The organism is Streptomyces sp. L500 (assembly GCF_054551825.1).
Genome location: NZ_JBTOLC010000141.1, coordinates 1 through 530 on the forward strand (window position 1 = coordinate 1; position 530 = coordinate 530).

The 530-nt window shown below is 70.2% G+C and carries 1 protein-coding gene; it reads left to right on the plus strand.

The genetic code is table 11. The annotated features are described in order from the left end of the window. Positions 1 to 529: ABC transporter ATP-binding protein (locus tag ACX9I7_RS32710; protein ID WP_459389416.1), on the plus strand; the 529-nt coding region annotated here is incomplete at its 5' end. Position 530: the final 1 nt, after the last annotated feature.

The following is a 530-nucleotide window of genomic DNA, read 5'->3' on the forward strand; positions in this document are numbered from 1 at the left end:
ACTCACCGGGCTGAACGACAAGAAGCTCACCCGGCTCCGCCGCGACAAGATCGGCTTCATCTTCCAGGCGTTCAACCTGCTGCCGACGCTCACCGCCCTGGAGAACATCACGCTCCCCATGGACATCGCCGGCCGCAAGCCCGACCAGCAGTGGCTGAACATGGTCGTCGACACCGTCGGCCTGTCCGGGCGCCTCAAGCACCGGCCGAACCAGCTCTCCGGCGGCCAGCAGCAGCGCGTCGCCGTGGCCCGCGCCCTCGCGGGCCGGCCCGAGATCATGTTCGCCGACGAGCCCACCGGAAACCTGGACTCCCGCTCCGGCGCCGAGGTCCTCGGCTTCCTGCGCAACTCCGTGCGCGAGCTCGGCCAGACGGTCGTCATGGTCACCCACGACCCCGTCGCCGCCTCCTACGCGGACCGCGTCGTCTTCCTCGCCGACGGCCGCATCGTCGACGAGATGCGCGAGCCCACCGCCGACGCCGTGCTCGACCGCATGAAGCGGTTCGACGCCAAGGGCCGCACGAGCTGAT